Origin of the sequence: Glaciecola sp. SC05, from assembly GCF_041380235.1 — a bacterium.
In the GTDB taxonomy this organism is placed as follows: domain Bacteria; phylum Pseudomonadota; class Gammaproteobacteria; order Enterobacterales; family Alteromonadaceae; genus Glaciecola.
The window spans coordinates 216,484-240,426 of record NZ_JBGIYY010000001.1 but is presented as its reverse complement, the minus strand read 5'-3'; the positions used below and the strand labels follow the sequence as shown (position 1 = coordinate 240,426).

26 protein-coding genes are annotated in these 23,943 nt (G+C 43.9%); 2 read left to right on the top strand and 24 right to left on the bottom strand.

Going from position 1 to position 23,943, the window contains the following annotated elements; all coding sequences use genetic code 11:
- The 16 genes from AB9H30_RS01040 to AB9H30_RS00965 all read right to left on the bottom strand — a co-directional run bounded on the left by AB9H30_RS01040 (nt 1) and on the right by AB9H30_RS00965 (nt 16,260).
- Complete coding sequence (locus AB9H30_RS01040) at nt 1-762, bottom strand: hypothetical protein (RefSeq protein WP_371192728.1); 762 nt, start codon at nt 760-762, stop codon at nt 1-3.
- Nucleotides 759-1,406 carry a sigma-70 family RNA polymerase sigma factor gene (locus AB9H30_RS01035; protein ID WP_371192727.1) on the bottom strand — a complete coding sequence of 216 codons (648 nt, stop codon included), beginning with the start codon at nt 1,404-1,406 and terminating at the stop codon, nt 759-761. Before AB9H30_RS01035 ends, AB9H30_RS01040 begins: the two co-directional genes overlap by 4 nt.
- Before the next feature lie 38 nt (nt 1,407-1,444).
- Nucleotides 1,445-3,196, bottom strand: a complete 1,752-nt coding sequence (locus AB9H30_RS01030) for a von Willebrand factor type A domain-containing protein (protein WP_371192726.1) — start codon at nt 3,194-3,196, stop codon at nt 1,445-1,447.
- A 155-nt stretch (nt 3,197-3,351) separates the two neighbouring features.
- Nucleotides 3,352-3,789 carry a DUF2802 domain-containing protein gene (locus tag AB9H30_RS01025; protein WP_371192725.1) on the bottom strand — a complete coding sequence of 146 codons (438 nt, stop codon included), beginning with the start codon at nt 3,787-3,789 and terminating at the stop codon, nt 3,352-3,354.
- 196 nt (nt 3,790-3,985) lie between these two features.
- Nucleotides 3,986-4,477 (bottom strand): chemotaxis protein CheW, encoded by a 492-nt coding sequence (locus AB9H30_RS01020; protein ID WP_371192724.1) that lies wholly within the window; start codon nt 4,475-4,477, stop codon nt 3,986-3,988.
- 13 nt (nt 4,478-4,490) lie between these two features.
- Nucleotides 4,491-5,258, bottom strand: a complete 768-nt coding sequence (locus tag AB9H30_RS01015) for a chemotaxis protein CheW (RefSeq protein WP_371192722.1) — start codon at nt 5,256-5,258, stop codon at nt 4,491-4,493.
- The gene (locus AB9H30_RS01010) at nt 5,248-6,018 is read right to left on the bottom strand and encodes a ParA family protein (RefSeq protein ID WP_371192721.1); all 771 of its coding nucleotides are present in this window, start codon (nt 6,016-6,018) and stop codon (nt 5,248-5,250) included. Before AB9H30_RS01010 ends, AB9H30_RS01015 begins: the two co-directional genes overlap by 11 nt.
- A gap of 187 nt (nt 6,019-6,205) precedes the next feature.
- Entirely contained in the window at nt 6,206-8,395 is a 2,190-nt protein-coding gene (locus tag AB9H30_RS01005) for a chemotaxis protein CheA (RefSeq protein ID WP_371192720.1), read from the bottom strand.
- A 12-nt stretch (nt 8,396-8,407) separates the two neighbouring features.
- Nucleotides 8,408-9,181, bottom strand: a complete 774-nt coding sequence (locus AB9H30_RS01000; protein ID WP_371192719.1) for a protein phosphatase CheZ — start codon at nt 9,179-9,181, stop codon at nt 8,408-8,410.
- Nucleotides 9,182-9,205: 24 nt separating this feature from the next.
- Complete coding sequence (gene cheY, locus AB9H30_RS00995) at nt 9,206-9,589, bottom strand: chemotaxis response regulator CheY (RefSeq protein WP_371192718.1); 384 nt, start codon at nt 9,587-9,589, stop codon at nt 9,206-9,208.
- 57 nt (nt 9,590-9,646) lie between these two features.
- On the bottom strand, nt 9,647-10,375 hold the full coding sequence (locus tag AB9H30_RS00990; protein ID WP_371192716.1) for an RNA polymerase sigma factor FliA: 729 nt from the start codon (nt 10,373-10,375) through the stop codon (nt 9,647-9,649).
- 10 nt (nt 10,376-10,385) lie between these two features.
- On the bottom strand, nt 10,386-11,237 hold the full coding sequence (locus AB9H30_RS00985) for a MinD/ParA family protein (RefSeq protein WP_371192715.1): 852 nt from the start codon (nt 11,235-11,237) through the stop codon (nt 10,386-10,388).
- Entirely contained in the window at nt 11,234-12,616 is a 1,383-nt protein-coding gene (gene flhF / locus AB9H30_RS00980; RefSeq protein ID WP_371192714.1) for a flagellar biosynthesis protein FlhF, read from the bottom strand. Before flhF ends, AB9H30_RS00985 begins: the two co-directional genes overlap by 4 nt.
- A 46-nt stretch (nt 12,617-12,662) precedes the next feature.
- Nucleotides 12,663-14,762: a flagellar biosynthesis protein FlhA gene (flhA, locus tag AB9H30_RS00975; protein WP_371192713.1), complete on the bottom strand. Its 2,100-nt coding sequence runs from the start codon at nt 14,760-14,762 to the stop codon at nt 12,663-12,665.
- 301 nt (nt 14,763-15,063) lie between these two features.
- Complete coding sequence (locus tag AB9H30_RS00970; RefSeq protein ID WP_371192712.1) at nt 15,064-15,282, bottom strand: hypothetical protein; 219 nt, start codon at nt 15,280-15,282, stop codon at nt 15,064-15,066.
- A gap of 192 nt (nt 15,283-15,474) precedes the next feature.
- Entirely contained in the window at nt 15,475-16,260 is a 786-nt protein-coding gene (locus AB9H30_RS00965; RefSeq protein ID WP_371192711.1) for a hypothetical protein, read from the bottom strand.
- Nucleotides 16,261-16,615: 355 nt separating this feature from the next.
- On the opposite strand from AB9H30_RS00965, the gene hpf reads away from it, so the two are divergent.
- On the top strand, nt 16,616-16,972 hold the full coding sequence (gene hpf / locus AB9H30_RS00960) for a ribosome hibernation-promoting factor, HPF/YfiA family (protein ID WP_371192710.1): 357 nt from the start codon (nt 16,616-16,618) through the stop codon (nt 16,970-16,972).
- Nucleotides 16,973-17,121: 149 nt separating this feature from the next.
- On the opposite strand, the gene AB9H30_RS00955 is transcribed toward hpf, so the two are convergent.
- The gene (locus AB9H30_RS00955; RefSeq protein ID WP_371192709.1) at nt 17,122-17,502 is read right to left on the bottom strand and encodes a hypothetical protein; all 381 of its coding nucleotides are present in this window, start codon (nt 17,500-17,502) and stop codon (nt 17,122-17,124) included.
- A gap of 520 nt (nt 17,503-18,022) precedes the next feature.
- Here AB9H30_RS00955 and AB9H30_RS00950 point away from each other — a divergent pair.
- Nucleotides 18,023-18,829, top strand: a complete 807-nt coding sequence (locus tag AB9H30_RS00950) for a VWA domain-containing protein (protein ID WP_371192708.1) — start codon at nt 18,023-18,025, stop codon at nt 18,827-18,829.
- Between the two features lie 125 nt (nt 18,830-18,954).
- On the opposite strand, the gene flhB is transcribed toward AB9H30_RS00950, so the two are convergent.
- The 7 genes from flhB to fliM are packed head-to-tail and all read right to left on the bottom strand — an operon-like array spanning nt 18,955 to nt 23,932.
- Entirely contained in the window at nt 18,955-20,088 is a 1,134-nt protein-coding gene (flhB, locus tag AB9H30_RS00945) for a flagellar biosynthesis protein FlhB (protein WP_371192707.1), read from the bottom strand.
- Between the two features lie 7 nt (nt 20,089-20,095).
- Entirely contained in the window at nt 20,096-20,872 is a 777-nt protein-coding gene (gene fliR / locus AB9H30_RS00940) for a flagellar biosynthetic protein FliR (protein WP_371192706.1), read from the bottom strand.
- A gap of 10 nt (nt 20,873-20,882) precedes the next feature.
- A complete protein-coding gene (gene fliQ / locus AB9H30_RS00935) occupies nt 20,883-21,152 on the bottom strand; it encodes a flagellar biosynthesis protein FliQ (RefSeq protein ID WP_371192704.1) in 270 nt (89 codons plus the stop codon).
- 1 nt (nt 21,153) lies between these two features.
- On the bottom strand, nt 21,154-21,924 hold the full coding sequence (gene fliP / locus AB9H30_RS00930; protein WP_371192703.1) for a flagellar type III secretion system pore protein FliP: 771 nt from the start codon (nt 21,922-21,924) through the stop codon (nt 21,154-21,156).
- Nucleotides 21,917-22,462 (bottom strand): flagellar biosynthetic protein FliO, encoded by a 546-nt coding sequence (gene fliO, locus AB9H30_RS00925; RefSeq protein ID WP_371192702.1) that lies wholly within the window; start codon nt 22,460-22,462, stop codon nt 21,917-21,919. Before fliO ends, fliP begins: the two co-directional genes overlap by 8 nt.
- On the bottom strand, nt 22,422-22,838 hold the full coding sequence (gene fliN / locus AB9H30_RS00920; RefSeq protein ID WP_371192701.1) for a flagellar motor switch protein FliN: 417 nt from the start codon (nt 22,836-22,838) through the stop codon (nt 22,422-22,424). Before fliN ends, fliO begins: the two co-directional genes overlap by 41 nt.
- Before the next feature lie 14 nt (nt 22,839-22,852).
- Nucleotides 22,853-23,932 carry a flagellar motor switch protein FliM gene (gene fliM / locus AB9H30_RS00915; RefSeq protein WP_371192700.1) on the bottom strand — a complete coding sequence of 360 codons (1,080 nt, stop codon included), beginning with the start codon at nt 23,930-23,932 and terminating at the stop codon, nt 22,853-22,855.
- Between the last annotated feature and the right edge of the window lie 11 nt (nt 23,933-23,943).

The following is a 23,943-nucleotide window of genomic DNA, read 5'->3' as shown; positions in this document are numbered from 1 at the left end:
TTAGTGTTGCTGCAATTGCAGAAGTTGATCATGGGTCAATACTTCTTTGTACTTTTCATCAAGCACCCAGTTTTGCGCGCTTTGCTTATCGGCTAACAGTGCTTCAAATAATTGTCTCTGTAACTCACTAATCTCAGCGTTATCGTCCTGAACTAAGGCCTGTCTACCTTTAGTTTGTTCGCTTTTTTTCTGATTGCTGATGACCAATTGGCTTGTACTTATCTCATTTGGTGAGGTATGCATCGCTTTTTTTGGTGGGATCAACTCTTCATTTATTGCTTTTATTTCAAGAATTCGTTCAAACAATTCATCAATCAGCGACGGTGGTGTTTCTTCAGCTTCAGTATTTAGGCTGCTAGCGAGGCGTCTGGCACTCGTCACCACAAGCCCTTGCATCTGGGTCTGAGCAGGCGCTGATATCATTCTTTCTCGCGCTGAATCTGTCATATCAGCCATCATTGGTTCAGAATTAGCAGGAGGCAAGGACTGAACGCTATCGGTGTTTACTTCTGGCTCGGCTACCACAAACACCAGTGCGACGAAGATTACTGAAGCGGCAATTGAGCCACTGTATTGCCATTTTCGCCATGGTGACTTCATTGACGGATGGCTCAATGTCGCATTCAGTTGCGCTTGCTGCCTAGCTATCGACAAAATACTCGCGTCTAGTGTATCTGTAGGCATTGGCTTTTGTAATTGTTGATAAGCTTCACTCACAATCGCTTGATGTTCATTGTGCTCATCATCAAATCGATTGCTCATTGCCACCCTCCTGTTATCTCCGATTTATGACTGGCGCTTGCGTTTCTAGTTTGTTCATCCATTCTCAGCGTTAAACATTGACGCAACAGTCTGTAGGCTGACTTCAGTCGGCTTTTAGTAGCCTCTAAATTGCTTTGCACGATGTCGGCAATCTGCTGTCCGCTTAAGCCCGCTTCCTCTCGCAGTAAAAAGCAGTCGAGCTGATGCTTGGGCAGTTTTTTCATGCAGTGTTCAATCGCACTGGCCTGATAGCTTTGCTCTAGGCGGCTTTCTGGCTCAGTATGCTGTGAATCGGCACCACGCGTTTGCAGTGTCAATTCATCAGATTGGCTGTCACCATGCCCACTAGTAGTCTCCATAACCTTACCTAACACCTGCACATGGCGAACATGATCAATCACTTTGTTGCGCGCAATGGTATAAAGCCAAGTATTAAATTTTGCTGACGCCTGATAGCCTGATGCACTGCTGATCACTTTTCCCCATATCTCTTGAAACAGATCATCCACCAGACTCTTATCAATAAGCTGTCGATGCAAATAACGATATAAGCCGCCTTTATGGCGACCATAAAGCGCCTCAAAGGCGTCAAAATCGCCATTTGCGTAATGTTGCATGAGTGCTTCATCGCTTACTGCGTTCAAGTTGCTACCTAGTCATAAGTGAAGTGATGCTAGCGCGCCTATTTTAGCGCGTCAGCGGTGTTAACTAATTGAATAAACTCGCTGCGATAGCCAAATACGTCGTCACCTTTAACTTGTCGAGCGGTACTTGCAATCCATTGATAGTCTAGATTTTGCGTATATTTACTCTGCTTTATCCGTTCGGCAAAGCTTGCGACGGCCACTGCAAATTTAAAATCGCCGCTTTGTTGCTCAAAATTCGTAATCTCGTCGCGATACACAATCTGTTCTATAAGCTGGCTTTGCTTGGCATGGGGCTGCTTAAACCTTAGCTTTACATGCGCTAGTTCATTCAAATTAGTGCTGTGTGCATTTGTCGCTGGTTTTGCATAACGCAAGTCGTCATTAAATTTACCGTCACTCTCGACCAGTGTGATTTCGTAAAGCGCCGTTACTTGATGCCCTGCGCCAATATCGCCAGCGTCTACTTTGTCGTTATTGAAATCCTCATTGGCAAGCGCACGGTTGTCATAACCTATTAAACGATATTCTGCGACTACCTCAGGGTTAAACTCTACCTGAATTTTGACGTCTTGGGCAATCATTTGCATGGTGGATTGGAGCTCGTCGACTAAGACTTTTCTAGCTTCGTTGATATTGTCGATATACGCATAATTGCCATTGCCAGCGTTAGCGAGTTGCTCCATTAAGTAGTCATTGTAGTTACCTTGCCCAAATCCTAGGGTAGTCAAAGCAATGCCTTTTTCTCGTTTTTGTGTGATCAGTTCAATGAGGGCATTATGATCACTGATGCCGACGTTAAAGTCGCCATCGGTAGCCAAGATCACCCGATTGACGCCGCCTTTAATAAAGGTACTTTGCGCTATCTGATAGGCCTGTTCAATGCCTGCAGCACCGTTTGTAGAACCACCGGCCTGCAGGGCATTTAATGCATTTTCAATAGTGAGTTTGTCATTCCCATTGGTCGGACTAAGCACCACACCTGAGGCTCCTGCATATACCACAATCGACACTTTATCGTTTTCTGTCAACTGTGAGGTAAGCATCGACAGTGAGCGTTTTAATAGCGGCAGTTTATCGCTTTGGTTCATAGAGCCCGAAACGTCAAGTAAGAAAACTAAGTTACTGCCGGCGCTTTTTGAGCTATCTGGCTGGTAGCCTTTAAGGCCTATTCGGACTATGTGCTTTTGCGCATCCCAAGGTGCAGTGGAGACGGCTGTATTGACGCTAAAGGGCTGATGAAGCTCTTTTGGTGCACTGTAGCCATAGTCAAAATAATTTAAAAACTCTTCAATGCGCACAGCATCGCTCGGCGGCATGATACCTCGTTGCAGCATGCGCCTAGCGTTTGTGTAGCTGCCGGTATCCACATCAATGGAAAAAGTAGAAACCGGTGCAAGGCGCGTTAATTTGACCCCACTTTGCTCGATGTCTTGATAGGTTTCAGTATTGTTCTCAGCAAACGGAGCATGAATCATTAAGGCATCACCGGGGTGGCGCAATAGTCGTGACGATGCTGGCGCCAATGCAGACCTATCAGTTTCTCGTTTATAGCGTCCGTCGATTGTGCGCGCTGCGCTAAGCACGATTGCTTCGGCTTCTGAAGTTTGCAGAGGCTCAGTTAGCTTTTGCTCGATTTGACTATCAACTTCATGCGCATGGGTTTTTGTGCTAGATGCGCTGCGGGTTTGCTCATCTTGCAACGATGGCCCAGCGCATCCCATTGCAAACAAAATAGCAATAGAAACGAAGCTTCGTTGAAGTGGGCGAGAAAAAGTAGAGGTAATCATAAAGGTCATCCTATAATAATAATATTGTCAGGTAATGCCGGCACCGATATGCATAGATGCTGCCTTACCCCTACTAACGAATGACTTTTCAAAAAGGGTTTTTTATTTTAGATAACGAAAAATGACATCTGCCTTGAATATTTTATGAGGCATTTTTATTTGCGTGCGTGTAGCGAAATCAATACTTCAACTTCAGCACGCGGTAGACCGCTAGCTTCTATGATGTCGTCCATCGCAGCGCCTTGTTCCACCAACTTGCTGGCGCGACTGTACATTTTCAGGGCGGGGTCTTGCTCTTCAAGACGCTCAACGGTGTCTTCCACCTTACTAATGCGCGTATCAACCTGCTCAGCCATGGCGCCGTATTCTTTGCGCACAGACTTACTGAGCTTATTTACCTCAATCACTTGTGTTTTGAGTAAATCAATACTGGCAGACTGCGAACTGCTGAGTTTATGTAACTCATCAATTAAGCCCACCGACTGCATCAGTTTTGCTTTTAAGTTTTGCGCGTACGCCCACAGCACAACGATGAGCGCGAAACACAGTAATAATGCAGCTAGGGCAAACCATAACGCAAGCGAGTCTGGCATGAGGACTTTCCATTATTAAAAAACAGTATGTGCTTGATTATAGAGTGATACAGATAAAAATACAGGGATTGGCTAGTAAAAGTGTGCACAAAGAAACGGCCTGAACAATTCAGGCCGCTAAAATCTTGCGTTGTCGAAATAAAACGGGATATAAAGCTTTAAAAAAACGATATGTATTGCAGTTGATTTGGCGACCTTAAATACCGCCGATATCATCCCATTCGTCATCACTTAAGAGCTTGTTCAAATCAACCAATATTAATAGCTCGTTGTCTCTATTTGAGACGCCTTGAATGAACTTAGCACTTTCTTCAGTACCAACATTTGGTGCGCTGTCAATTTCGGAAGAGCGTAAATAAACCACCTCAGCAACGCTGTCTACCAAAATGCCGACTACGTGCTCGTCAGATTCAATGATCACGATACGAGAATTGTCGGTAATTTCTGAAGGTGGCAAACCAAAGCGGGCACGTGTGTCAATAACCGTAACAACATTGCCGCGCAAGTTAATGATCCCCATCACATAGTCTGGAGCACCCGGAACCGGAGCAATTTCAGTGTAACGCAGTACTTCTTGAACCTGCATTACGTTAATGCCGTAAGTTTCTTCATCTAAGCGATAAGTAACCCATTGTAAGACTTCATCATTTGGATCGGCCGCTGATGCTGTCGCTCTTTGTTCAGACATAGATTTCACTCCGTTACAATACTTCTGGTATATTTGCGGGCTTTGATTCTAGCAGTTTAATCAACTGACTAGCGTCTATTAAAGCGCACATTTTTTGTTTAATCATTCCAGCGAGCCAAGGTTGGTTTTTGCCCTGATCGCGCCACTTAATATCGCTATGGCTTAATTCCTGGGTTGTCGCTAATTGCGAACAAGCCAGTGCCCATTTAGTTTTGCCTAACTGAATTACGTAGGTATAGCTTTGCCCTTGATGTATCGGTGCCACATGTTTATTAGGCGAAATCCACTTCGCTGTATCGACACACTGATACTGATTATCTTGCTTTACTAACACCCCCATAAACCAATCTGGTTTCCCTGGGAGTCTGGTCAATTCTTGCATCTGTATGATGCCGCCAAGTTGAATAAGCGGCACTGCTAATGTTAGTCCCGCAACATCAAAAATCAGGGCCTGAAATCGCTTAGGCAAGCGTTCATGCAATGCTTGCGGGGCAATTAATTCTTTTGTATTTACTGTTTCGACCAAACTCGGGTTTTCTTTACTTACAATCTTGCTAGCGGCGCCTTCAAATGGAACATTTGTTTGGTGAAATAAGGTTTTTTCTGGCAAGTCTCCCGTGCTAATCGCCTCATCAATCAGTTGTGCATTGGCAGTTGCAAGCAGTTGTGCAGCTAAAGCTAATTCATCAGCATGTTCTGATGTTTTACTATCAGGAGTCACTAAATCTGTGAGCGAATGCAGATAGTCATTGATGGCGAGATCTGCGCTTTTATACGACATTTTTTAGCAACTCATTGGTAAGTTTGTCGTAAGCAAAAGCACCACGGCACTGACTAGCCAAAATATTTACCGGTACACCCTCATAACTGGCATCGCGAAATTTGGTATCCACAGGAATATATCCTCGCCATATTAAACCTTTATAAACGCTACGCATATTTGAATAGGCCAATAAGCAGGCATTTACACGTCGGTCAAAGAGTGTCGCAATGATCATCACGCTTGCGTCTGCCTTAAGGCTACTCGACAACTGCTCAATGGTCTTGAGCATCCGCGCTAAGCCTCTTAGAGCCAAATGTTCAGTCTGAGTAGGTATTAAAATTTTATCTGCGGCGACGAGTCCGTTTACCATTAATACACCAAGTACCGGTGGACAATCTATAATCACAAAATCAAAGTCATTTGCTAAGGCGCTCAAGGCATTTTTAATCACTAAGCCCTTTCCTGGACTGTTACCAAAACTCTTATCTAAGGTGGCTAGAGCGATATGTGAGGGCAACAGTATAAGATTATCTACTTTTGTAGTGTGCAGGGCATTATTTATGTCAAAGTCTTTACTTGGGTTTTGCATGAAGACCTCATACAGGGAAACCGTCAAATTATCAGCGTCTACGCCCAAATAATGAGTCAGCGATGCATGCGGATCTAAGTCAACTAATAGGACCTTGTAACCAAGCGCACAGAGACTTCCAGCGATTGAGATAGAGGTGGTTGTCTTACCTACTCCACCTTTTTGATTAACAACGGTCCAAACTTTCATATAATATATCAGTGTCTTATTTGCTTGCGTAACTGTATGAAAGGAATAAGCAAAAAGCGTGCTCATTTTCAAAATGAGTCCTAACTATCGGTATTAAAAAAGCCGCATATTCATCGCGGCTTTAAAATGTATTGCTCACTTACCCCATCCACAACTTTTGAATCAGCATGGTTTACGGGCAATGATTTTACACATATCGCTTTAGCAAACTAGGAACATCTAAGATAAGCGCAATGCCGCCATCTGACGTAATCGTCGCACCGGCCATCCCCGGCGTGCCTTGGAGCAAGGCGTCTAAGGGTTTTATCACGACCTCTTCTTGACCAATTAATGAATCGACTACAAAACCCAGCTGTTTGGTGCCAATTTGCACTACTACAACATGACCAAGCGCGCGATTTTCAACCGGACTCATCGGGTTTAACCAATCATTTAAATAGAATAATGGAATCGCTTTTGAACGCACTAACATAGTCAACTGCCCGTCAACTTTATTGGTTTTTTCTATATCCATGTTAATAATTTCGTTCACTGAACCAAGCGGTAAAGCGAAGGTTTGTTTACCTACAACAATCATAAGTGTGGGTAATATGGCGAGTGTCAAAGGTACTTTTATTTCAAGGGTGGTGCCCTTGCCTAGCTCAGAATTAATGCTAACTGAGCCATTAAGCTGATTTATCTTGGTTTTCACCACATCCATGCCCACACCGCGTCCAGATATGTCGCTAATTTCTGTCTTAGTGGAAAATCCTGGCGCAAATATCAGACTAAAGGCTTCAACATCTGACATACGTGCTGCCGCATCAGCATCCATAACACCCCGATTTACAGCGATTTCCTTGAGCTTTTCTGCGTCCATTCCTTTGCCGTCATCAGCAATAGTCAATAAAATATGGTCGCCTTCTTGAGAAGCGGCTAATTTAACCGTACCCATCCTAGATTTCCCAGCAGCCTCCCGTTCATCCGGCATTTCAATACCGTGATCTACAGAGTTTCTTACTAAATGCACGAGTGGGTCGGCTAGTGCTTCTACTAAATTCTTGTCTAAGTCGGTTTCTTCACCCTCAAGCACTAAACTAATTTCTTTTTTCAAGGTTCGGGCTAAGTCTCTTACCACCCTAGGGAAACGACCAAATACTTTCTTAATTGGCTGCATGCGAGTTTTCATCACCGCACCCTGTAAATCACCGGTCACTACATCAAGATTAGCAATCGCTTTGGACATACTCTCATCAGCTACACTAGTACCAAGACTTAATAACCGATTACGTACTAAGACCAACTCGCCCACCATATTCATTATTTGGTCAAGGCGTTTAGTGTCTACTCTGACGGTTGTCTCAGCTTGCGGTGCGGCAGTTTTTTCGGCTTTTTTAGCCGGTGCCTTTACCGCAGATACTGCCGGAGTTTTTGGAGCAGGCGTAGGCGGAGCTTGTTCTTGTTTGGGTGTATTTTCAGTTGCTGCTGATTCTGCCTTATCGCTTTGGTTTGCAGGGCTTTTATTGGCAGAGCCTGCGCTCGGTTTGTTGGCATCGCTGTTTGCAATTGTCGGTGCTTTTCCACTGCCGTGTAAATCATCTAACAGGGCTTCAAATTCTGCATCAGTGATTTCATCATCACTGCCCGTTTGCGTAACATTTGTATCAAGCTCTGGTGTTGCAGAAACGACCGAGCTGTCTTCTGCCTTAAATTGACCTTTACCATGTAAGTCGTCTAACAAGGCCTCAAACTCGTCATCACTGATGTCGTCTGAATTAGGGTCACTGCTTGATGGTGCAATATCGCTTGCTTGATTTTTACTGGGGCTGCCAGAGCCGTGCAATTCGTCTAACAGAGCTTCAAATTCGTCTTCAGTAATTTCTTCAATAGCGTCATCAGCATTTGCTGGAGAGGGAGAATTAACTGTAGCTGCATCGCTTGCGGCGGGCTCTTTGGTGCTGGGCTCTACAACTGCGTTTTGCTCTGCAAAAATTTGCTCATCCGCGCTTTGAGGTGTACTAAGTTTGTGTAAAATATTGATTAGCTCATCGGGGGCTGGAGTGAGCGCTTCATTGGCTTTTACTTTCTCAAACATTTCAACTACCACATCCGTGGCTTGTAAAATGACGTCCATCAGCTCTGGCGTGAGCGTGCGCTGACCGTTGCGCATGATATCAAAGACGTTTTCGGCACCATGACAGATATCGACCAGTGCGGTTAACGAAAGGAAACCTGCCCCGCCTTTAACCGTATGATATCCGCGAAAAATAGCATTTAATAGATCAGAGTTTTCTGGGTTGTTCTCCAACTCTACAAGCTGTTCTTGCAATTGCTCTAGAATTTCTCCGGCTTCCACCAAAAAATCTTGCAAGATCTCCTCATCAACTTCAAACGACATTCGTTTGCTCTCCTAAAAGCCTAAGCTAGACAGCAAATCATCAACGTCATCTTGTCCATGAACGACGTCATTTCGATCTGCTGCATTAATTATGGGTCCTTCTGCATTAACGTTATCGTCATTTTTATTAGAAGGTTGAGACTTAACTTTATTTCCGTTTTTTGCAGATTTGTCTTTGTTTGGGTCTTCGTCACTAAAGGCCGATAGCACTTCTACCAAATTCTCTTCTACGTCTTTTACGAGCTCTATAACTCGACGAATAACTTGGCCGGTAAGATCTTGGTAACCCTGCGCCATGAGGACTTCGGTTAATATACTGTTTAAGGTGGCCGAATCGTTGCGAGCATCAGACAACAATGTATCGAGATCATGGCAAAGTACCTTAAACTCGCCTAACTCAATTTGCCGAGACATCAGCTTTTTCCATTCTGGCATGACGGTGTTTAATCTTTGATTGAGCGCCTCAGCGATAGGCATACTTCGTTCAACCGCATCCATCGTTGAGTTAGCCGCTTTTTCAGTTTCTTCAATTACATACTCAAGGCGCGATTTTGCGTCGGGTATTTGCGATTTGGTAAGATTGGCAATGCGCTCATCTAAATGAAAGTTGCGCAGCGAGCTATGCAGATGGCGTGTCAATTTGCCGACTTCAGAAAAAAGCTCAATAGATTCTCTCATGGTGATGCTATGCACAATATGGTTAGCCGACTCAATCTCATTGGATTCTAAGTGCGCCACAATTGTTTTCGCTTCTTCGAGCGAAATTAATGATGCATCATGCGTCATTGTTTATTACCTCTTCAGCAACACTTAAGCGAGACGCTCAAATATTTTTTCTAGTTTTTCTTTCAGCGTTGCAGCGGTAAATGGCTTAACTACATAGCCATTCACTCCAGCTTGAGCCGCCGCAATAATCTGCTCTTTCTTAGCTTCGGCCGTTACCATCAATACAGGTAAATGCTTTAGCTTATCGCTTGAGCGGATGGCCCTAAGTAAGTCAATACCCTGCATTCCCGGCATATTCCAATCGGTTACCACAAAATCAAAATCACCTTGATTGAGCATGGGTAATGCAGTGTTGCCGTCATCTGCTTCTTGAACATTAGTAAAACCCAAGTCTTTCAGCAGGTTTTTAATAATGCGACGCATCGTTGAAAAATCATCAACAACCAGAATTTTCATGTTCTTATCCAAAACTACCTCCGCAATGGGATCTTTTATTTAATTTTTCTATACTAATCATCAATTGAGCTACTTCACGGTGCGCCAAGACTGCATCTTTGCTTTTAGCTTTAACATCGCCTGACTGTGTATCTGACTTACCCGAGACTCGCTGACTTCAAGGACTTCACCAATCTCTCGCAAATTTAATTCTTCGTCGTAATACAGCGACAGCACTATCGCTTCACGCTCTGGTAGAGTAGTTATCGCCCGCGCGAGCGCTTTCTGAAACGATCCTTGCATCATTTCTTCAAATGGTTTGTCAGCGCCCTTGCTTTCTTCATTCGTCAGCACATCTTCGCTGACCCCTAAATCTTCAATGCCCACTAGCTTGCCGGCGTTTACCTCATTGAGCATCTGATGATATTCTTGAACCGAGACATTCATAACTTCGGCTACTTCAGTATCTCTGGCGTCTCTACCTGTAGCTTTCTCAACATTGTTGATAGCCTCGGTAATCGCTCGGGAGTTTTTATGGACTGAACGAGGTGTCCAGTCGCCTTTTCTGATTTCATCGAGCATCGCGCCTCTGATACGAATACCTGCGAAGGTTTCAAAACTTGCACCTTTTGTACCATCAAAGTTACGAGCCGCCTCGAGCAAGCCAATCATGCCCGATTGGATCAAGTCATCGATTAACACGCTTGCAGGGAGTCTGGCCATCAAGTGATGGGCAATCCGTTTCACGAGCGGAGCATGACGCTCGACCAATTGGTTCTTATCTATTTGCTGTTGATATACGGTCACTTTATTACTCACTCTTATTTACCTACTCATGCAAAGACACGAGATTTTCAATGAAAAACTCTAAGTGTCCGCCTGCTTGTGTGGGAATCGGCCATGTCGCTGCGCTTTCAGCCAGTTTTGAAATGGCTTTAGCTGCCGGCGACCCCGGATAAGCTTCAACTAATGCAGTTTGCTTTCTGACTGCTTTGCGTACGTTTTCGTCAAAAGGAACAATACTCACTAGCTCCAAGGCTACGTCTAAAAACCGCCCTGTTACCTTTGATAGCTTACTGTAGAGCTCACGACCCTCTCGCTCAGAGCGCACCATATTGGCCACTACTTTGAACTTAAACACGCCATGTTCTCGGTTTAAAATTTTGATTAATGCATAAGCATCGGTAAGTGAAGTTGGTTCGTCGCACACCACAATTACCACATCTTGAGCTGCCCGTGAAAAGCTCACCACCATGTCAGAGATGCCGGCCGCGGTATCCACTAACATCATATCGATTGGGGTTTTAAGCTCACTAAAGGCGCGGATCAAACCCGCATGCTCATGGGGTCCTAGTTCGGCCATTGATTTGGTGCCCGAGGTTGCCGGCGCAATTTTGACGCCGTATGGACCGGTTACCAGCACTTCATCTAGGGTACAATCGCCGGACAGTACGTGAGATAAGTTTTTATCCACCCGCAAGCCCAACATCACGTCAACATTGGCTAAACCTAAATCAGCATCTAGCACCATGACACGCTGACCTTGCTTGGCGGCAGCAACGGCCATATTCAAGGTGATATTGGTTTTACCCACACCACCTTTACCGCCAGTCACCGCAATCACTTTTATCTGTTTGGACTTATTCATTTTTCTTAAGCTACTCGCTTGATCGATTATCATAGGCCACCAGCGAAAGCGGCAGTCTCCTGACCCTGTAAAGGCATGCCGTACTTTTTATAAAGTTTTGCGGCCACCAAGGTCAGATTTGCAGCGTCTGCAAGTTTAATATCTTCGGGTACTCTTTGACCGTCGGTCACATAGCTGAGTGACAGGTCGTTTTCGATAATTACGCTGAGTGCTTCGCCCAAGCTATAGCACTCATCAAGCTTGGTGAATATGCAGCCTTGTAAGTCAGTAGCATGATAAGCCTTAACCGTTTGGTTAAGCACTTGGTACTGTGCACCGGCAGGTAATACGAGGTACTTGCGAATTTTAACCGACAGCCCAGCTTGATAATCGTTAAGCTGCTCAATCAAGCGAGCGTCTCTTTGACTAAAGCCAGCGGTATCGATTAAGACTAATTTTTTATTGCGCATTTGCGAAAGTATTTGATTGAGCTCCTCTGCGTTTTGCGCTTTTTTGACGCTGCAACCAATAATTCGGCCGTAGGTTGCTAGTTGCTCAAACGCGGCAATTCGGTAAGTATCAATTGTGATCATGGCAACTTGATCAGCACCATATTTTTGTGCATATTTTGCCGCCAACTTGGCCAATGTGGTCGTTTTCCCGGTGCCGGTAGGGCCAACAAGTGCCACTACCCCCGACTGACTCAGAATATCATTGCCGCCCACATGCAGACGATTCGATAGCAGGTTTAGTAAGTACTTCCAACCTTGCTTCTCATCCACATTATGCGGTAAAAAATCAACAAACTGGCGCGCGAGTTGTGGGCCTATGCCCATGCCAAGCAACTGCTCTTGAAGGTAATGATGTGTAGGGTTGTTACGCTTTTTGCGTTCATCGGCCAATTCAGACACTTGAAATTTTAACACGTTTTTAATCGACTCTAACTCGGCTCTGATGACGTCCATTTGATCGGGTTCAAGGACGCTAGGAGGAGGCGTCAAACTTGCGGCTTGGCTTTTCTCTAAGGTCACATCATCATCTATAGGCTCAACAAATGCGGGCGAACGCACCATCGATTCATCTGCTCTCGCGTCTGCCCTTGCCTGCAGGGCCGTGGCCTGCTGCGTTTGCTTTTGTGTGTTTTGCTGAAGGGATCTTGAATAAGCCCCACCACCTTGCTGTTTATCTAAAAGCGCTTGCAAACTATCGGGAATGTCATCACCAATCACTTCGCTTAAGGTTGGCGAAGGTCGAGTAGTTTTGAGTATGGGTTTTTCTGGAGCTTTCTGGGGAGCAGGGTCAACCGCAGCGACAAGCTCGACTCCTCCAGGTACTTTTTTATTAGACATAATAACTGCTTCGCCACCAAGCTCTTCTTTTACCTGCTTGAGGGCTTCTCGCATATCTTTGCCAAAAAAACGTCTAATCTTCATACATTCCTCATTATTTTAAGCTCTTTAGTGTTCATCGCGTGTCAGTTTATTGACCGACCGATGACACAATTTTTATCTGTTTGTCGTCTGGAATTTCTTGGTACGACAATACATGTAATCCGCTAACTGACTGCTTTAAAAATCTGGATAACACAGGGCGCAGCATCCCTGATGTCAACAGCACTGCAGGCTCACCCGCTATTTCTTGCTGTTGATATGCTTGCGACAAAGACTCTTGCAGCTTTTCTGCTAGTCCCGGCTCAATCCCTGCGCCGTCCTCACCACCCGCTTGCAATGACTTATGCAACATCTGTTCCAAATCGGGTGCTAAAGTGATAACTGGGATTTCTTGTGCTCCGCTGGTTATTTCTTGCACGATCAAACGCTTAAGCGCAATCCGCAGCGCGGACACTAATACATCTGGGTCTTGACTTTTCGGCCCATACTCGCAAAGCGTTTGTACAATTGTGCGCATGTCTCTAATCGGCACACCTTCAAACAACAAGGTTTGTAGTACTTTGACCACCGTGCTTAAAGGCAAGATGTCAGGTACTAATCCTTCAACTAATTTAGGGTGGGTTTTTTCTAGCATGTCGAGCAACTGCTGGACTTCTTCATGACCCAACAGTTGATGTGCATGGGTGGTCAATAACTGACTCAAATGCGTGGCAATAACGGTAGCCGAGTCAACCACGGTATAGCCAAGCGTTTGCGCATGCTCACGCTGGCTAGCTTTTATCCATACCGCTTCTAATCCAAAAGCAGGATCTTTTGTTGGTGTGCCTTCGAGGGTGCCAAAAACTTGTCCAGGGTTGATTGCCAATTCACAGTCATGAGTGACTTCAGCGTCGCCCACGCTCACCCCTAACATTGAAATAGTGTAGGCATTTGGCATAAAGTCTAGATTGTCACGAATGTGCACGGGCGGAATTAAGAAGCCAAGTTCTTGAGACAGTTTTTTACGAACACCTTTAATGCGTGTAAGCAGTTCACCGCCTTGCGACTTATCAACTAAAGGAATCAGCCTATAGCCAACTTCTAGGCCAATCACATCTACTTGTTGGACATCGTCCCAACCAAGTTCTTTGACTTCAGGTACACCGCTTTTTGCTTCAGGCATGGCTTCAACGCGCGCTGCTTCGGCAATAGCTTTCTTGAGATTTTTCTCACGCATGAAGGCGTAACCACCTACAACTGCTGCAAACGATAAAAATGCAAAGTGAGGCATACCCGGAACAATGCCCATAATGAAGAGGATACCGGCCGTTATATATAAGGCTTTTTTGTTCGAAAGCTGTTCGCGTATCTCATCGCCCATTTCTTGACTGTCGTTTTCGCGGGTAACAATAATCGCGGTAGCAACCGAAAGTAAAAGTGACGGAATTTGCGCCACTAAACCATCACCAATGGTGAGCATGGTATACACTTGCATGGCGTTAGAAAAATCTAAATCGTGCTGGTACATGCCAATAAACAAGCCACCAACAATATTGATCAGCATGATGAAAAGACCTGCAATGGCGTCACCTTTAACAAATTTAGATGCACCGTCCATTGAACCGTAAAAGTCAGCTTCTGCTGTAATTTCTTCACGACGTTTTCTAGCTTGATCTTGGTCGATGTAGCCGGCGTTTAAGTCGGCGTCAATGGCCATTTGTTTACCTGGCATTGCGTCTAGGGTAAAGCGGGCGTTCACTTCTGAGATGCGACCCGCACCAGCGGTTACTACCTTAAAGTTAATAATGAGCAAAATTGCAAAGACAACGACACCAACTGCATAGTTGCCGCCAATAACCACCTCACCAAATGCTTGTATTACTTTACCCGCAGCATCTCCACCCTCATGCCCTTCGAGTAAAACCACACGAGTCGACGCCACGTTCAGAGCGAGTCGTAAAACTGTCGCTACCAGCAGCACAAGCGGAAAAATGCCAAAATCGATAGGCCGTTGTGTAAATATGCAGACCAAAATAATCACGAGGGAAAGGGCGATATTGAAGCTAAACAATACATCTAACAAAATAGGCGGCATGGGCAGAATCACCATGCCCATAAGGGCAAGCACGACAATAGGTGCACCTAAGCCAGTGGTAAACTGCTTAAACTGATTTTTATCGACGCGCTGGAAATAAGAAGCTAGTTGCATATAACAATTTTTTGACAGCTAAGAGTAATTACTGAGGGGTATTACAACTTACGTGCCAGTCTTTCGCGCTTTTTTATATGAACTGCTTTTTTGCTTGATTTTTATACAAAACCCACGCGAAAACTCCATCGCTTAAACGCTTGAGAGCTTTGCTGATGCTTGCGCTTATAAACAACGAGCATGAACTGAAGTATTTGAGACTATCGCAACCGTTACCATCTACCAGCAATGTAAAGCAGTATCTCGCTCAAAGGCTTTAGAGAAATTCAATGCCTGCCATGCATGATGACTTTACAAGCTTTTAATTTGAAATATGCGTTGCTTTTAAGCCGGTAGCGCGCTTTTTCAATATGTATTCTCGCGCGGCATACAAAGCGCCAAAACTGATGATAGATACGCCGATGGTGATCACAAAGTTGAAGTCTTTAAATGCATCATCGAAACCCAGTGAAATTAGCACAATGCCAATGATCGTTGAGAGCACGAAAAACAAAATCAAATATGCAAGAATAGATAACAAACAATATCCAATCTTTTTCGCTATGGGTACTTCAAATAAGTTATAAAACTAGGTTCCCACAATAGCGATAAAAACGATTTGTAACACGTTATGACTCCTTTTAGTGTTAAGCGAGGCGCATTTATTTGCGCATAACAGATAAGAAAATGGGCAGCTACTTGCTACCCACTTAAGCGTTTTAGTATGAATAAGCTAGCTATTGTTAAATAGCCCTTTAAGTTTATCCGCTGCTTTATTCTTCAACTTTTCTTTTTCCTCGTCTAACTTTTCTTTGGCTTTTTTCTTGGCCTCGTCGGCTAAACGATTTTTGGCTTCTTCTTTGGCTTGCGCGATAATATTGTCTAGCATTTTATTGACAATTGCAGCGCCTACTTGATCTGCCGGCAGGCCATTGGGTTTGCCAACCGAGCCCGCGTTAAAGGTGGGAAGCTCAATTTCATAAACTTTTTGGTCTATTTGCAGGTCACCCGTATCTAAGTTTTCAAAATTTAGCTTTAAACGTACTTTACTAACCGTCACGTTCTCGACAATCACTAAGGGATTCGCGCCTGGCGCTTGCTCAGCCGGTTGCTCTTTTGCCTTTGGTAAATTCTTCATTAAATTATCTTTTAAAACCAATAAATTGCCGTTTCCTGATGCATCTACTTCATACAAAATTTCTGGCGCATTTAAGCTGACTGTTTGCACCGTATACGGCTCGCTGGTGATGTTTCCTAAATCAAGGGTAATAGACTCAAGACTAAAAGCATCGGATTGACTAAAGCCCTGCGGATTTTCTACATCTAAGTCGTTAATTGTCAAACGACCATCTGCTAATGCTAAATCAACGTTAAGGACCGACACCGATGTACCTAGGTATTTGCTACCTTGCTGCTCAATTTGTTGTTTAATCATGTCGCCCGCACCGCTGAGCAAATACCATGCACCAGCCGCAATGAGTGCTCCTAACGCGAGAAGTATAATTAAGGCTTTTTTCATCATCCTATCCTTTGATTGTTGACCGTAAATTGCAATTATAGCAAAACAAACACTATTATAATCATGAAATGGGTCGATGACAGATAGTGGTCCGCAAAATAACGATGCTCACATTAATCTAGGGCTGCTTAAACGAATATTTGGCTCTATGTTTAAGCACTCGTAATTGGCTTATGGCTTTGTTCGTGCAGACTTTCGCTATTTAGCGCTTGGCCATCGTTTTCAGAATAAGAACCGAGCAAATAAAAAGATTGTTTTAATAGCTTGTATTTTGCGAATTTTGTCCCAAGCTTAACAATGAAGAAAGCAAAAAAAGCAAGCGAACCAAATGTAATCAAAGCAAAAAGGAAAAACTATGAAGATAAACGTGTCAGGTCATCATTGCGATATATCTCAGTCACTCAAAGACGATATTCAAACTAAATTTTCAAAAATTGCCAGCCACTTTCCTACCCTTATCGCATTAGATGTGTTTATAACCAAAGAGCACGGAGAGTTTAGCGCCGAAGTTGCCACAAAATATGAGGGAGCCAGCGTTGCCGTAAAAGGCAAAAATGCAGTCATGTACCCAGCAATTTCTCAAGCAGTTAAAAAGCTCAATGCAGCTCTAAAACATCGTAAGGGTCAACTAAAAGGTGACCTGCACGAGAAACCGACAGTCACCACACCTGAAATAGCACATGAAATCATTCAAGGTATGGATCTTAAGTAAGCGAACTAGATGCGCTCAAGGCTAATTTTCGGGCCTTGTGCGCACATTTAAGAATATCTTCGCACTCAAAATACACGGTTAATAACAACCACTGCTGTCATCTACATCATAGAGTTTACTGGAGTTGCCGGTCAGCACCCTACTTTTCTCTAGTCACACAACTTCATGCCACTTAACAGCTCACCATCTTTGATATAGTCGATAACAGTATCATCTCTAATCAGCAATGCATCGTTTCTAAAACCAGTAAGATTGCCAAAAACATTCTTGGAGTTGACCTCCACGCAAACCAAGTAGCCGTAGCCGATACCGGTAAACTTATCACCAATCCATCGCTTCATAGGTTCAGAAATATTCTTAATTTCAATCGAGGGCGGGTCTCTTAACTCTGCCATGAGGTAAGTTCTCGCGATATCTTGGTAATCATCAGGGAATGTGCCGTAATCCGCTTCCTTTTCTTGTGAGGGGCCCGGTAAGTTCACGCAAGCCGATAAAAGTAAAATAGCTAACACGCCGATTACAATTTTCATAAAATTCCATGCCTTTTTGCTCAGTAATATGATTACGCTGCAGCGCTGCTTTTTGATTATAAAAATGACAGATTCTTTTGCAATGCTAAAACAAACTATTAGGGTCTATTGAATCCAGTAATGAATCGTAAAAATGTCGGATAGCGATTCAGTAAAATTTTACCCCGATTAAACGAAACAGACTAAAGCAAAGTGAGCGTCAGTTTGTTTTACACATATTTGCTCCACTGTTGTTAGCTTAATCATAAGTACTGAGGAGACCAGCATCCAAGCCGCTACCGCCGTCTTTGCAATTTGAGCATTGCAAAAAGAACCCTCGTCACTCTTTTAATAGACAGGGAAAAACTGTCAGATTACTTTACAAAATACTGCGATATGAAAAATAGAAAAGCTTAAAGCTTTGATATTTATAGCAATTAAAAACTGGAATATTTTATGCATATCTAAACTGTCAACAATTAATGACATCAAATTTAATAAATTTTTACATAAACTGCTAGTCTAAATAGGACATGGAATCATGAAAACTTTAGTAAACACACTTATAAAAACAGCCGCTATCACAATGACTTTTCTGTCGTTGACGGTATCTGCTGCAACTATCAAAACAGACGTAATATTCATCGTTGATGAATCTGGCTCGATGGGTAACGTGCAAACCAATCTTAGAAACAACATTGGCTTGTTTGCCAGTATTTTGAGCGGCGGCGGTCTGGTAGACGCTAGCTTTGGTCTTGTAGGTTATGGTAACGGCGGAGTTGTACCGCGCACACTTACCGACCTTACTGACCCTACCGCTTTTGCTTTAGCAGCAGGGAATCTTATTGCCTCAGGCGGCACTGAGCCTGCTTACGATGCTATTGCGTACGCATTGAACACGCCTAATGCATATCCTGGTAACGTGGGCGCATTTAGTTTCCGAAACGATGCAATCACAAATATCATCTTACTTACTGATGAGCCGCACAATGGTTCAAGCACAACGTGGGCTGATACTGATGGGTTTCTCAAAGCCAATAGCGCGCTGTTTAATGTTGTAACCACAAACTCTGGTAACGCGACAGTAAATGGCGGCAACTTTGAGCAATTAGCGGTAGATAATGGCGGCGCAATATTTAGTTTAGCAGCCTTTAATACTAACGATAACCAAGTCATTACCGATTTTGTTACCGATTTTGCAAACGCTAAATTACAAGAAACCATTGATTTTTGTACTGCTAACCCTAACGATCCAGCATGTACGGGCGTTACTCCTGTTCCAGCACCTCAAGGATTGGCTCTTTTAGCCATGGCTATCTTTGCGGTACGCAGAATGTCTAAAAAGTAATACTCACAGCAATATTTAACGCGCTAGCATCAAACATTTGAGCTAGCGCGTTTTTTTATAACTTCCCTCTCTAAACTGCATAAATCCTAGTGAACAGACCACAATAACAGCTAAACCTAAACTGCCTAACGTCTCAACTCCGGCGGTATCGGAAGGTCTTTCTTAAGCGCTTTGGGTCGCTTACCCTTGCCAGATTTATATGCTTTAAGCTGGTAAACATAAGCGAGTATCTGCGCAACTGCCATAAACAGTTTTTGCGGCACTTCGTGATTCACTTCAGTTGAGTAGTAGATAGCACGAGCAAGCGCCGGAGATTCAATAATTGGAACCTCGTGAGCCTTACCAATCTTACGAATGTGCATCGCTAATTCATCTAGGCCTTTTGCCAGGACTACAGGTGCGCGAGAACCATCCTGTTCATATTGAATGGCAATAGAGAAATGCGTTGGGTTGGTAACAATAACATCCGCTTTTGGTACATCTTGCATCATTCTATTAGCTGAAGCTTGATACTGCAGACGACGCACACGGCTTTTCACCTGTGGGTCACCTTCTGAATTCTTACGCTCGTCTTTGACTTCTTGAAGTGTCATCTTCATCTCTTCATTGTGCTTATGGTTTTGATATGGAATATCAATCATGGCAATCGGGATCATCGCTGCACACAATAACAAAAATGCCCATTCAATCATGTTCATGGCATGAAACAGATTAAGCGGATAAAGCTCTATATCAAGGTGTAGGGCTTCATCTTTAAACAATATCAGTGCCATATAGGCCATGAATATAACCACCAATACTTTGGCAATGGCTTTGAGTAATTCAACTAAGGCTTCGGTTCCAAACATGCGTTTAAAGCCACTAATCGGCGACATCTTGCTGGCTTTTGGGCCGGCTGCTTCCCAACTAAAATTATATCCGCCCATGGCCACACAACCATAGATCCCGCCGAGCATTGATATGATCATAAAGCCTAGCATTGGGCCGGCACTTTCTGTGACAGAAACCTCTAAGAGTTGGAACATATGATTAAGGTCATAGGTCTCGTCTCGCGATAAGGTAAACGAGCGCTTCATGACTTCATACATCGCAATCGCAATGTGGTGACCTATCGCAATCATCGCCGCTGCACTGGCCAGCAGCACCAAGGCAGTAGATAATTCTTTGGAACGCGCTATCTGCCCTTTCTTGCGGGAGTCCTCAATTTTTTTCGGGGTCGGTTCCTCTGTTTTTTCCTGCGCGTCTTGATTTTCAGCCATAGCGTCCTCAGCAGGTTAACAGCAGCTTGCACATGAACTCTTGTCCGCGCAGCCACAATATATTGAAGTGATAAACCTGATTGGATAAGGTGATCCATATCACAATCAAACCGGTGATTTGAGCAATAGCAAAACCCAAGCTGAAGATGTTGAGTTGAGGTGCCGCTTTGGTCATAACGCCAAAGGCCAAGTTGACAATCAGAAGTGACACAATTGGTGCTAGCGCGATGGTTACCGCAGATACAAACATCCAACCTGCCCAATGCGCAATTTGTCTAAATTGTTCACCTGTCCACCATGGTCCGTCGATGGGAAATGCGTCAAAACTGATCACAATCATATTAATTAGCAATAAATGCCCGTCAACCGTCCAAAAAATTAAGGTCGCTAAAATAAGATAAAACTGACCAATAGTAGTCACGTTCACGCCATTGACCGGATCGACAATCGACGCAAAGCCCAAGCCGGTTTGCATCGCAATGATTTGCCCAGCCAAGACAAAGGTATCTATCACCATCATCGAAATAAAGCCGATGGCAATGCCCACAATTAGCTGTTTTAGAATTTCAAAAAAAGTGCCTAAAGATACAATGTCGGTGATAGGCACCGGCGGCAGCATCGGCACAATCATGAGTGTCAATAATATCGCCAATAAGTTACGGACCTGAGGCGGCACGGTGCGAGCGCTGATCCCTACCATGGCAATAAACAGCCCCGATATGCGCATAAACGAAAGCATATAGTCGCTGATAAGATCCATGATAGTGGCGCTGAGTAAATCCATATCGTTCGGCTTAGCCAATCACAGACGGAATACTAAGAACAATGTTGTTAGTAAAATCCATCATCTTAGTGACCAGCCAATTGCCTAGCCAGCTAAGTGCTAGTAGGGTGACAACCAACCTAGGCAAAAAACTCATTGTTTGTTCATTGATTGACGTGGCCGCTTGAAACACCGCCACTACCAAACCGATAAGCAAGCCTGGCATAATAATCGCACTGACAATCACGATAATAACCAGCATCGCATCACGCATAATTTCAACAAAAGCCTCAGGACTCACGTCAGACTCCCATGCCAAAACTGTTGGCAAGGGTGCCAAAAATCAGATTCCAACCGTCGACTAGCACGAACAACATTAGCTTAAAAGGTAAAGACACAATCATTGGCGAGAGCATCATCATACCCATTGCCATTAAAATTGACGCTACCACTAAATCTAAAATCAAAAACGGAATAAATAACATAAAGCCAATTTGAAACGCGGTTTTTAGTTCGCTTGTCACAAATGCTGGTATTAACACGGTAAGAGGGACCTCTTCAGGCGAAGAAAACTGCCCTTCATAGCCGCCAATGCGAATAAAAGTATCTAAGTCAGTGACGCGGGTTTGGCTGAGCATAAATTGACGCATTGGCTCTTTCGCTTGATCAAATGCCTGTAAAGATGTCATCTCTTCATTTAAATATGGCTGCAGGGCATTCACGTTTATTTCTTCAAACACAGGCGCCATAATAAACATCGACAAAAACAGACTCACGCCAATCAGTATTTGATTCGATGGCGACTGCTGTAAACCAATTGCTTGGCGCAGTATCGACAGCACAATAATGATGCGGGTAAATGAGGTCATCATCATTACAAAGGCGGGAATAAGGCTCAAGGCTGTCATTATAAACAGCGCTTGTAAGGTCATTGAGTATTCTTGCGAACCATCATCATTAGTGGTGACAGTAACCGCCGATATACCGCTTTGTTGGGCGAATACATCGGTACTGAAACCTAACACCAAGACCAACAATACGCACAGCTTCATTACAGTGCTAAACCTAATCATGATTTGCCCCTCTTGATGCATCTTTGTTTTTTTTAGCTGTAGTATCTACGCTGTTAGCTTTACTGCCGGTGATGCTTTGCGCCATCGCCTGCACGAGTTTCTGCTGAAAACCAACTTTCCCGTCTAAAGGTGTATTTTTAGCGCTGGTTTCTAAGGGCGAGTTTAAAGTAGCAAGGTGATTGATGTTGTGTGCGGTGACGCCAATTAAGTGTTGTTCATCACCGACCTCAATCACCATGATCTTTTCTTTGGCACCAGCCATCATACTAGCGACGACTTTCATTTGGCCATTTCCGGCTTGAGTGACATTAAACCGTCGCATTAAGTAGGCGAGCGCAAAAATAATGGCGATCACGAGTACCAGCGAAAGGAAGATAGAGATGAAAGAGGACAGCCCACCAAACTCGTTTGTCGCAACTTGAGCTTGCACTGGCATCCAAATAGAGGATAAAAACAGGGTGTAAACCCCTGTTTTTATGAGGTTTTTAATTTTATAGCTATTTAAGCTTTTTAATTCTTTCGACTTGACTAATAACATCCGTTAACCGAATACCAAATTTATCGTTGATGACCACTACTTCTCCATGAGCAATCAACGTGCCATTTACTAAAACATCTAATGGCTCTCCGGCAACCCGATCTAATTCCACTACCGAACCTTGGTTCAATTGCAGTAAATTTCGTATGCTAATATTGGTACGACCGACTTCCATAGAGATGGTCACCGGGATATCCAATATGGTATCTAGCTTGGTCTCTTGTTCTTCAGACATACTGTTGGTTTCTTTGAGCTCATCGAGCTTTGCAGTTTCTACCCTAGCAGGTTTTTCAGTGACCGTTTCAGCAGCCTCTGCTTCAGCCTGCTCTGCCATTGCTTCACCCCATGCGTCTAAGCCGTCGCCTTCTTCACTCATTGTTATTTCCTCTGTTATTTTCGTTCAAGCGTACTTAATAAATCTTCTTCAAGTACCTGTAGTTCTGAATCACTATCGATTTTCTTACCGTTTTTGGTAAAGGAGTTAAGCTCAGACTTTACCGAGATTGGTCTTGGGATCTTATTCGCAATTTGTAATGCTATGCAGTCTCGGGATTTACCCATTTTTGCTCTAAAGGTTGGCAAGTCTTCAATCGAAACAGTGACGGTTTTTGGCATATGAATGGGGATAATATCCCCTTCTTTATAATTCATGAGCTGCTCAAGGGTAACTTCAATATCAAGGAAGTGGGTAGAAACGCCTACCTGTACATCCATGATTTCGTCACGCAAAGCTTTACTCCACCTAAAATCGGTATCCTCTTTGTCGGTTTGCACGCCCGCGTCAAGCGTATCGCGTATTGGTTCAAGCATTGAATATGGTAGGGAGACATGAAAATCGCCGCCGCCGCCATCAAGCTCAATATGAAATGAACTAATAACGACCACTTCAGAAGGCGAGACAATATTCGCCATTGCAGGGTTCACTTCTGAATCTAAATATTCAAAGGACACATCCATTACTGGTGCCCAAGCTTCTTTGTAATCCTCAAAAATTAGCTTCAGCAACATTTGGATAATACGACGCTCTGTAGGTGTAAATTCGCGGCCCTCAATTTTGGCATGGTAACGTCCGTCGCCGCCAAAAAAGTTGTCTACCATGATAAACACCAAACGGGCTTCCATGGTGATTAAACCGGTGCCTTTGAGCGGTCTAAACCGGACCATGTTCAGGCTAGTTGGCACAAACAGAGTATGAATGTATTCACCAAACTTAATCATTTGAATGCCGTTGATCGAAACCTCAGCGCTACGCCGCATCATATTAAACAAGCTAATGCGCATGTGCCTTGCAAAGCGCTCGTTAACAATCTCTAAGGTCGGCATACGTCCACGCACGATCCGGTCTTGAGAAGAAAAGTCATATTCTAAGGCGGAGCCGTCGTGCTCTACCTCTTCAACTTCATCTTCCTCAACATCGTCGACACCGTGCAATAGCGCATCAATTTCGTCTTGTGATAATAAATCGCTCACTTAACTTCCCA